Consider the following 9178-nt stretch of genomic DNA (forward strand, 5'->3'; position numbering starts at 1 on the left):
GGGAACGACTCCGACGACAACGAGCCGGCGGGAGCGACCGCGCCGCCGTCCTCCGTCTCGAAACGCCAGGTCCAGCTCATCGTGGGATCCCCTTTGTCCTTGTCGCCTGTCCTCGTCGCCGGTGGCGTCCTCGACGGCCAACCGTCAGGACGTCCCGCGGGCGACCGGGCAGGCCGTCCGTCGAGCACCATCCAACACCGACGGCGGGTCGGGGGTCGCAGCCGGCGGTCGACGGTCGGACCGGCGGCTGCGCGAACAGCTGGCCGGCTGACGGAAACACCCCATACGATCCGTCGGACGGCCAGGCCAGTCGATACAGAGGAAGGAAGCCGTGATCACAGCTTCGCACGGTGCCACGACGTTGCTCGCGGAGGTCACCGCCGAGTCACACGAGGCGCCCATGGTGTGGTGGCAGGTCGGGCTGCTCACGATCGGCGCGATCGTGTTGCTCGGTGCCGTGCTGACCCTCATGACGCTGGTCGACCGCAAGCGCCATCCGCACCCGTAGGCACACGGGCAAGTGCGGCTGAGGCTGCTGGGCACGGGGTCGGCCGACGGATGGCCCAACCCGTGGTGTGAGTGCGCGTCCTGCGGGTGGGCCCGCGAACACGAGGTGCGCACCCAGACCGCGGTGCTCGTCGACGGCACCATGCTCATCGACTGCGGACCGGATGTACCGCGCGCCGCCACGAGGTTCGGGGTACGGCTCGCCGGCGTGCGCCACCTGCTGTTCAGCCACGCCCACTCCGATCACACCGGTCCCGCCGCCCTGCTGTGGCGGACATGGTCGACCGTGGCCGCACACCCGTTGGACGTTGTCGGACCGCCCGCATCCCTGGATGCCTGCCGCCCCTTCGTGGCCCCTCGGGGGGGTGACACCGGGCCGTTACGGTTCCATCCGGCGCACGCCGGCGACGTCCTGTCGCTGGGCGGTTTCGAGATCCGCCCGCTGGCGGCCAACCATGGTGGCGTGTTCGTGGGCCCGGCGGTGCTCTACGACGTGACGACCCCGGACGGCGGACGTCTGCTCTACGCCTGCGACACCGCCGCGCCGCTGCCGCCGTCAGCCCTGGAGGCACTCGCCGGGCGCGCGTTCGACGCCGTGCTGATGGAGGAGAACAACGGCGACCGTCCCGGGTTCGGTGAGCACCTCGACCTGGCGGCGTTCGCCGACGTCCTCGCGGAACTCCGGCGGCGGGACGCCGTGGTCGAGGCGACCCGGATCGTCGCCGTCCACCTCAGCCACCGCAACCCGCCCGGCGGCGAACTCGCCCGGCGGCTGGCGCTGATGGGAGCGCAGCTGCATCCTGACGGCGCTGTACTCGACATCACCGCCGACAGCGCCCGGCCCGGGCGCACCGTGTTCCGCGGAACGCAGTCCCACGCGGGTCCGCCCCGACCCTACCGCGTCCTGATCACCGGAGGCGCCCGGTCGGGAAAGTCCGCGGAAGCCGAGCGGCGGCTCGCCGCCTGGCCGGAAGTGGTCTACGTGGCCACGGCGGGACCGGTTTCACTGGACGACGCCGACTGGGCGGCGCGGGTGGCCGCCCACCGCGGCCGCCGCCCGTCCCACTGGACGACGGTGGAGACCGCCGACCTGGTGCCGCTGCTGTGTGCGGACGGCCCGCCCCTGCTGGTCGACTGCCTCACCCTGTGGCTGACCGCCCGCATGGACTGGGAGCACATGGGCGGGGACGGTCTGGATGGGGACCGCATGGCCGGGGAATGGTCCGCCAGAGTCCAGGAGCTGGTGGCGGCGTGGCGGAACACCCGCCGCCACGTGGTAGCGGTGACCAACGAGGTCGGCTCCGGGATCGTGCCGGCCACTGCGGTCGGACGCCGCTTCCGCGACGCCCTCGGCCGCCTCAACGCCGCGATCGCGGCCGAGTCCGACGAGGTCTGGCACGTCGTCGCCGGCATCCCCACCCGCCTGCGCTGACCCGCGTTCCCGCTGACCCGCGTTCCATGTGGCGGAGCCGGCGCCAGTCCAAGGTGCTACCTTGTAGAACATGTGGCAGGTCGGAGTCCGGGAGCTCAAGCAGAACGCCAGCCGTGTGCTGACCCGGGTGAAAGCCGGGGAGACGGTAGAAGTCACCGAACGCGGGACAGCGGTCGCCATCCTCATGCCGTATGAGGCGACCTCGGGTTACCAGCGTCTCGTCGACTCCGGCGACCTCATTCCCGGCGGCCAGGGCATTCTGGACATCGAACCGGTGACCGTGGGCGCCGGGATCCGACTGTCGGACGAACTCGCCGCGCTGCGTGACGATGAATGGAGATAGCGCTGATCTATCTCGACACCAGCGCCCTCACGAAACTCGTCATCGCCGAGGACGAGAGCAACAACCTGCGGATCTGGCTCGCCGAGCACGCGGAGCACAGGCTCGTCAGCAGCGCGTTGGTGCGCACCGAGTTACGGCGTGCGGTTCTCCGCCTCACTGACCGTCCTGATGTCAGCCGGACACAGGCTCAGGCCGCAGCCGGCGCCGCAACCGCACTTCTCCGGGAGCTCGACCAGATCAGGCTGGGCTATCCGTTGTTGGACCGGGCCGGCCACCATCCGCCTGCACGGCTACGCAGCCTTGACGCGATCCACCTGGTCACCGCCGCGAGTCTCGGCCCAGACCTGCACACCATGGTGGCCTACGACCACCGTCTCCTCGACGCCGCCCGCGACCTCGGCATAGCGGTCGCCTCTCCCGGCATGCCGTGACCCGTCGTTCCCGTACGTCGCCGCACCGCACTGACCCGGGCCCGGCCCGGCCCGGCGACACGGCTGACGGACTATGCCCGGCAACGCCACGCCCCTCGGCGAAGGTCGGGACAGTCGTGGCGGCGCGACGCCCGTGACGGTGCCGGCACCGGGCTACGCGCGTCGGGCTCACCTGGTTATCCGTGTTGAGGTGGGGAGAGGTAGTCGTTGAGCAGCGCGTCGCATTCGGCCTTGAGGACCTCGGGGATGACTTCGACGAAGTGGTTGAGCCGCGGGTCGCGCACGACATCCCATCGGGAGCAGACGGCGCCGTTGTGCTCGTCCCACGAGCCGATGACCAGGCGGGACACCCGGGCGAGGACGACTGCGCCGGCAGCCATCACACCGGGTTCCAGCGTGGTGACGAGGGTGCAGCCGTCGAGTTTCCATGTCCCGAACGCGCGTCCGGCCTGCCGGAGCACGGTGATCTCCGCATGGGCGGTTGGATCGGCCGTGCACTGCCGGTCATGGTGCGCGGCGGCGATCTCCCGCCCGTCCGGGCCGTAGATCACCGCTCCGACAGGAGGATCACCGGCCCCCGGGTCCGGCAGTACCCGCGCCATCTCCAGGGCGCGGCGCATCCATGGTTCGTACTTCGCGGTCGGCCCCAGCCGCACCGGACCTGGCTGCACAGGACCTGATTGTCCTCCCGCCCGTCCGGGCCGCTCGGTCCCGGCCGACCTGCTCCGTGTGCCGGTTGTACGCCCGGTCGACGGCGTGCGGTTCGAGCGGCAGGCTCAGGCGGAACCCGTAATTGCGGCCGAGCGAACCCGTAAACCAGCACTCACGCGACCTCCACGTCGTCCAGTACTGGTTTATGATCCGCCGCCTGGCTCACCGCCCATGAACGCATCACCAGCGGCGACTACGCAACCCTGACTGGCCTCACCCAGACCGGGGCGAACCGCGCACTCGACCGGCTCGTCCCGGAACTGCTCATCCGCGGCTCCGCCACCGGACGCAACGCCCACTACATTGCAGCCCCTACACCGCGGCGCGAACACGTCCGCAATAAACGCAGGACACATCGGCCCGTGCGGGCAGGGAGCGGATGCGGAGTCCTGCGCGGGTGGCTGTAGCGATCCCCGCGGACCGGCGTCATTGCGCTGCACGCGACCCTCGGCTACGGTTTAGTCGTGGCACTGAAGAGTGCATTTGTCGCCCGAAGGTACCTTGACTTCTCGCGTCTTGCGAGTTCTCTCTGTTGTTGCTGACGGAGCGTTAACCGGTCGCATGCCATTCCGGTTCCACCAAACGGTCACTTTTCGGCTCCCTTGCCGGCCGTTCACCGTACAGCGCTTCTCTGATCAGTCCTGTGGGCAGGCCGCACCCCTTGATCAATTGATCAGGGAAGGGGAACCACCGCGGCAGCCAACCACTGAGGCTCTGCCTCGCCGGGGTACTGGCGGCCTCCGCACTCAGGAGAAGACCCGTACCCGGCCCCGTCTCCGTCATCGACTCGTCGGTCGCCGCGGACGGCAGGCCCGCCACCCGCAGAGCGGATCGCCGGGGATATGAGCGTCGGCGTTTCGTCGAGTTCGTCGCCCTGCCGGACGAACCCGACGGAGCAGGCCGCCGCTCACGTCTGGACGGACGACGATCGCGCCCTTGTCAAGGACCGCCTCGACACCCAGTTGGTCGGCTCCCCGCGGACCGTCGCCGACAAGCTCGAACAGCTCCAGCAGGCTACCGGCGCGGATGGGCTCGCCATCACGACGATCACCCATCGGCACTCCGACCGGGTGCGCTCCTACGAGCTGATCGCCGAGGAGTGGAAACGCCACCGTCCCCTCCGTGCGGCCACCGCCTCACCACCTCCGTGAACACCGAGCAGACCGAACAGACCGACCAACCCGAACAGAAGGGGACGACCAGCTGATGCCCGCGTTCTTTCCACTCCATCTCGCTGTCGCGCTGGACGGTACCGGTTGGCATCCCGCGGCCTGGCGGGAGCCACGGGCGCGCCCACGCGAGCTGTTCACCCCGCGCTACTGGGTCGACCTGGTGTCCGAGGCCCAGCGCGGTCTGCTCGACTTCGTCACCATCGAGGACTCCCTCGGCGTGCAGTCCTCCCGCTACGACGGCCCGGACGGACGAACGGACCAGGTGCACGGGCGCCTGGACGCGGTGCTGATCGCGGCCCGGGTCGCGCCGCTGACGGCGCACATCGGGCTCGTCCCGACCGCGACCGTCACACACACCGAGCCGTTTCACGTCTCGAAGGCGATCGCAACCCTCGACTACGTCAGCACCGGCCGGGCCGGCTGGCGGGCACAGCTGTCGCGTCCCAGCGAGAATTCCCATTTCGGCCGCCGCGACATCCCCCGTCTCCGGTTCGAGGACTACGCGACGCCCGAGGGCCAGACGCTGGTCGCCGAGTACTTCGAGGAGGCCGGCGACTTCGTCGAAGTGGTCCGTCGGCTGTGGGACAGCTGGGAGGACGACGCGGAGATCCGCGACGCCGCCACCGGGCGGTTCATCGACCGCGAGAAACTGCACTACATCGATTTCAAGGGCAGGTGGTTCAGCGTCCGCGGCCCGTCGATCGTGCCGCGGCCACCGCAGGGGCAGCCGCTGGTCACCGCGCTCGCGCACAGCACGCTGCCCTATCGGTTCGGCGCCCGCTCGGCCGATGTCGTCTATGTGACCCCCCGGGACGCCACCGACGCGCGCGCGATCACCGAGGAGATCCGGGCCGAGCAGCACGCCGCCGGCCGGACGCAGAACGTGCACGTCTTCGGTGACCTCGTCGTCTTCCTCGACACCACCGCGGCGGCGGCCGGCGATCGCCGCAAGCGCCTGGACGAGCTGGCGGGCAGCGAATACAGCAGCGACGCGCTCGTGTTCGCCGGCACCCCGGCCGGACTCGCCGACCTGCTGCAGGACTGGCAGCGCGCCGGTCTGTCCGGCTTCCGGCTACGGCCCGGGACGATCCCGCACGACCTGGAGGCGATCACCCGCACGCTGGTCCCGGAGCTGCGGCACCGCGGCGTGTTCCGCACCGCCTACGAGGCGAACACACTGCGCGGCCTGCTCGGGCTGCCCCGACCCGCCAACCGCTACGCCGCCGCCTGACTGACCCGCCGACCACTGGCCGCTACGCCGCCGTCTGACACGCCATCGCCTGACATGCCAGCCGATATCGAGCGCCTGGAGCGTACACATGAGCAAGCCCCGCAAGCAGATCATCCTCGGCGCCTACCTCGGTGGCGTGAATCATCACACGGTGTGGTCAGACCCGGCCGCCGGCAGCCAGATCGCGTTCTCCTCGTTCCAGCACCTGGCCCGGACCGCCGAGCGCGGCAAGTTCGACTTCTTCTTTCTCGCCGAAGGGCTGATCCTGCGCGAGCGGCTTGGCCGGATCTTCGACCAGGACATCGTCGGCCGCCCGGACACGCTGCCGGTGCTGGCCGCGCTGGCCGGGGTGACCGAGCACCTCGGCCTGGTCGGCACCATCAACGCCACCTTCAACGAGCCGTACGAACTGGCGCGGCAGCTCAGCTCGTTGGACCACCTCTCCGGCGGACGGGCCGGCTGGAACGTGGTGACCTCCTTCGACGCCTTCACCGGGCAGAACTTCCGCCGCGGCGGCTTCCTGCACCGCGACGACCGCTACGTCCGCGCGGGAGAGTTCCTCACCATCGCCCGGAAGCTCTGGGACTCCTGGGCCGCCGACGCCGTGGTGGCTGACAAAAGCAGCGGGCAGTTCGTCAGCGACGACGCCGTGGGTGCGTTCGGCCATCACGGCGAGCAGTTCGACGTCACGGGGCACTTCAACGTCCCCCGCAGCCCCCAGGGCCGTCCGGTCATCCTGCAGGCCGGGGTGTCCCCCCAGGGCAGGGACTTCGCGGCGGGCGGCGCAGACGCGATCTTCTCCCCCTACCGCCGACTGGCCGAGGCGCGGGAATTCTACCACGACATCCGGGCCCGGGCCGTCCGGCAAGGCCGTCCAGCCGACTCGGTCAAGCTGCTGCCCTCGGCGTCGTTCGTGTTGGGCGCCACCGAGGCCGAAGCCGTCGAACGGCACCGGGAGATCGCCCGGACGCAGGTCAGCGGCAGGACGGCGCAGATCCTGCTCGAGACCGTCTGGAACCGCGACCTGTCCGGCTACGACCCCGACGGTCCGCTGCCGGACGTCGGCCCCGACCCGGACGGCCCGCTGGTGATCCAGGGCCGGGCACGCCTGCACCAGGACCCCCACGAGACGGTGGCCGGCTGGCGGGCGCTGGCCGAGGCGAACAACTACTCGCTGCGCGAGCTGGCCATCCACGTCTTCAGCCACACCGAGTTCGTCGGCACACCCCACCAGATAGCCGAACGCATCGACTCCTTCGTCCAGAACGACGGCTCGGACGGGTTCATCCTCGGCTCCCACCTGACACCCACCGGCCTGGACGAGTTCGTCGACAAGGTGGTGCCGCTGCTACAGGAGCGCGGCTCGCTGCGCACCGAATACACCGGCACGACCCTGCGCGACAACCTCGGCCTCCCCACCACCGACACCCCCGCCTCCGCCGCCGCCTGACCACCTGCCTTTTGCCTCCAGAGGCTCTTTGACCATGTCAGTCAACTTGACTTTCAAGGCAAGTTTGCCGGTCCTGTAAGAACAACGGCTCTGCCAAGATTTCGATGGTGACAGGTAGTTGTCATACGGGTACCGTCGGGACTGTGTGACACCGGGTTTCTGAAGGTCGTCTTTCCTCACCTCGACGCGGTGATCATCGATCGGGTCGTCGATGAGGGGCCGGTGGTACGGGTCGTTGCACGGACCCGGGCGGGGCCGCTGCCCTGCCCGCAGTGCGGCACCGTGACCACCCGGGTGCACGGCTACCACCGCCGCCACCTTGCCGATCTTCCGGTCGGAGGCAGACCGGTGATGATCGAGCTGACCGTGCGGCGGCTGGTCTGCGACAACCTGCGCTGCCCGCGGCAGACCTTCCGCGAGCAGGTGCCCGGACTGACGGAACACTATGCCCGCCGTACCCCTTCGCTGGGTGCGCTGATCACGTGGGTGGGGGTGCTGCTCGCCGGTCGCGCGGGCGCGGGACTGCTGCGCAGGCTCGCCGTAGCCGTCTCGCGGACGACCGTGCTGCGCCTGCTCCTGGCAACCCCGATCACCGCCGGGCCGACCCCGGAGGTACTCAGCGTGGACGACGTCGCGCTGCGGCGTCGGCACCGGTACGCGACCGTACTCATCGACGCCGTCACGCACCGACGCGTGGACGTGCTACCCGATCGCCACGCCACCACCCTGACCGCCTGGCTATGTGATCATCCTGGGGTTCGCGTGGTCTGCCGTGACGGGTCGGCGGCCTACGCCGAGGCGATCCGCCACGGCGCCCCCGACGCGGTCCAGGTCAGTGACCGCTGGCACGTGTGGCACAACCTCGCCCACGCGGTGGAGACGACCGTGGTCGCGCACAGTACCTGCTGGCATGCAGGCCCGGGCCGTACGACCAGCGCACGACAGGACCGCACCCGCAGCCGGCACGCCGCCGTTCATGACCTGCTCGCGCAGGGCGTCGGGCTGCTGGAGTGCGCCCGCCGCCTGGGCTGGGCGCTGAACACCGTCAAACGGTATGCCCGGGCGGAATCGGCCGAGTCTCTGCAGGGGCCCCCGCAGTACCGGCGCACGCTGGTCGACCCCTACCGTGAGCATCTACGCCACCGTCGGGAGGACGAACCCGGCGTGGCGGTCACCCGCCTGCTGGCCGAGATCCGCGCGCAGGGCTATCCAGGCAGCGCCACCCTGCTCGTGCGCTCCCTCACGCAGGGACGCGCCGATCCCGCACGCACCCCGCCGTCCCCGCGCCGGCTGGTCGCCTGGCTCATGAGCAGGCCCGAGGACCTACCCGATCATCGGCGGCGGCACCTGAACGACCTGGTCGCACGCTGCCCGCAGATGACTGTTCTGGCCGCCCGAATAGGCGAGTTCGCGACCCTGCTCACCGGGCGTCGCGGCGAGGACCTCGACGCGTGGATCAAAACCGTGCGGGACGACGATCTGCCCGCCCTACACGCCTTCGCCCACGGCCTCGAGAACGACCATAAGGCCGTCGTCGCCGGATTGACTCTGCCCTACAGCAACGGCCCCATGGAGGGCGCAAACACCAAGGTCAAGATGATCAAGCGGCAGATGTACGGCCGCGCCGGGTTCCCTCTGCTCCGCCAGCGCATCCTGCTCTTATGACCACGCTCCGTTACCACCGGAATCTTGGCAGAGCCGCTAACTTGTCAGACCCTAGCCGGGGACCCCGAAGGCGTCGCCCAGGAGATGTGGGCCCTGTTCGCCGTCTACCAGGGACTCCAACGCCTGATCGGCATCGCCGCCGGCGCGCTCGGCGCACCCCCCGACACGATCAGCTTCCCCGCCGCCCTGACCGCACCGCCGAACGCCGCACCCGCGGACCCAGCCACCGCTTCCCC

General features: G+C 70.1%; 9 protein-coding genes and 2 pseudogenes. 10 read left to right on the top strand and 1 reads right to left on the bottom strand.

Annotated elements, in window-relative coordinates:
• Window positions 1–121 precede the first annotated feature (121 nt).
• The 5 genes from CV1CTNOD_RS25815 to CV1CTNOD_RS16960 all read left to right on the top strand — a co-directional run bounded on the left by CV1CTNOD_RS25815 (window position 122) and on the right by CV1CTNOD_RS16960 (window position 2713).
• Window positions 122–271, top strand: coding sequence for a hypothetical protein (locus CV1CTNOD_RS25815; protein ID WP_207386507.1), 150 nt, complete (start codon window positions 122–124; stop codon window positions 269–271).
• Between the two features lie 60 nt (window positions 272–331).
• The gene (locus tag CV1CTNOD_RS24865) at window positions 332–508 is read left to right on the top strand and encodes a hypothetical protein (protein WP_165485574.1); all 177 of its coding nucleotides are present in this window, start codon (window positions 332–334) and stop codon (window positions 506–508) included.
• 12 nt (window positions 509–520) lie between these two features.
• Window positions 521–1939 carry a bifunctional adenosylcobinamide kinase/adenosylcobinamide-phosphate guanylyltransferase gene (locus tag CV1CTNOD_RS16950; protein ID WP_131787028.1) on the top strand — a complete coding sequence of 473 codons (1419 nt, stop codon included), beginning with the start codon at window positions 521–523 and terminating at the stop codon, window positions 1937–1939.
• 70 nt (window positions 1940–2009) lie between these two features.
• The gene (locus CV1CTNOD_RS16955) at window positions 2010–2282 is read left to right on the top strand and encodes a type II toxin-antitoxin system Phd/YefM family antitoxin (RefSeq protein ID WP_131770759.1); all 273 of its coding nucleotides are present in this window, start codon (window positions 2010–2012) and stop codon (window positions 2280–2282) included.
• Complete coding sequence (locus tag CV1CTNOD_RS16960; protein ID WP_207386508.1) at window positions 2273–2713, top strand: type II toxin-antitoxin system VapC family toxin; 441 nt, start codon at window positions 2273–2275, stop codon at window positions 2711–2713. The genes CV1CTNOD_RS16955 and CV1CTNOD_RS16960 overlap by 10 nt, the downstream gene beginning before the upstream one ends.
• 176 nt (window positions 2714–2889) lie before the next feature.
• Here the strand turns inward: CV1CTNOD_RS16960 and CV1CTNOD_RS16965 are convergent, their stop codons facing one another.
• On the bottom strand, window positions 2890–3333 hold the full coding sequence (locus CV1CTNOD_RS16965) for a deaminase (RefSeq protein WP_131787033.1): 444 nt from the start codon (window positions 3331–3333) through the stop codon (window positions 2890–2892).
• A 984-nt stretch (window positions 3334–4317) separates the two neighbouring features.
• Here CV1CTNOD_RS16965 and CV1CTNOD_RS16970 point away from each other — a divergent pair.
• The 5 genes and pseudogenes from CV1CTNOD_RS16970 to CV1CTNOD_RS16990 all read left to right on the top strand — a co-directional run.
• Window positions 4318–4575: pseudogene (locus CV1CTNOD_RS16970) on the top strand (hypothetical protein); the annotation flags it as partial.
• Window positions 4576–4630: 55 nt separating this feature from the next.
• Window positions 4631–5827, top strand: coding sequence for an LLM class flavin-dependent oxidoreductase (locus CV1CTNOD_RS16975; RefSeq protein WP_131787029.1), 1197 nt, complete (start codon window positions 4631–4633; stop codon window positions 5825–5827).
• Window positions 5828–5915: 88 nt separating this feature from the next.
• Window positions 5916–7277: an NtaA/DmoA family FMN-dependent monooxygenase gene (locus tag CV1CTNOD_RS16980; RefSeq protein WP_131787030.1), complete on the top strand. Its 1362-nt coding sequence runs from the start codon at window positions 5916–5918 to the stop codon at window positions 7275–7277.
• 141 nt (window positions 7278–7418) lie between these two features.
• Window positions 7419–8942 carry an ISL3 family transposase gene (locus CV1CTNOD_RS16985; protein WP_431607129.1) on the top strand — a complete coding sequence of 508 codons (1524 nt, stop codon included), beginning with the start codon at window positions 7419–7421 and terminating at the stop codon, window positions 8940–8942.
• A gap of 24 nt (window positions 8943–8966) precedes the next feature.
• Window positions 8967–9178 (top strand): annotated as a pseudogene (locus CV1CTNOD_RS16990) (hypothetical protein); the annotation flags it as partial.

Source organism: Protofrankia symbiont of Coriaria ruscifolia, from assembly GCF_900634745.1.
GTDB classification, from domain to species: domain Bacteria; phylum Actinomycetota; class Actinomycetes; order Frankiales; family Frankiaceae; genus Protofrankia; species Protofrankia californiensis.

Bases quoted from the DNA above. Each gene is read 5' to 3' on its own strand.
- CV1CTNOD_RS16955 (WP_131770759.1), top strand. From the start codon at position 2,010: ATGTGGCAGGTCGGAGTCCGGGAGCTCAAGCAGAACGCCAGCCGTGTG.
- CV1CTNOD_RS16960 (WP_207386508.1), top strand. From the start codon at position 2,273: ATGGAGATAGCGCTGATCTATCTCGACACCAGCGCCCTCACGAAACTC.
- CV1CTNOD_RS16965 (WP_131787033.1), bottom strand. From the start codon at position 3,333: ATGCGCCGCGCCCTGGAGATGGCGCGGGTACTGCCGGACCCGGGGGCC.
- CV1CTNOD_RS16975 (WP_131787029.1), top strand. From the start codon at position 4,631: ATGCCCGCGTTCTTTCCACTCCATCTCGCTGTCGCGCTGGACGGTACC.
- CV1CTNOD_RS16980 (WP_131787030.1), top strand. From the start codon at position 5,916: ATGAGCAAGCCCCGCAAGCAGATCATCCTCGGCGCCTACCTCGGTGGC.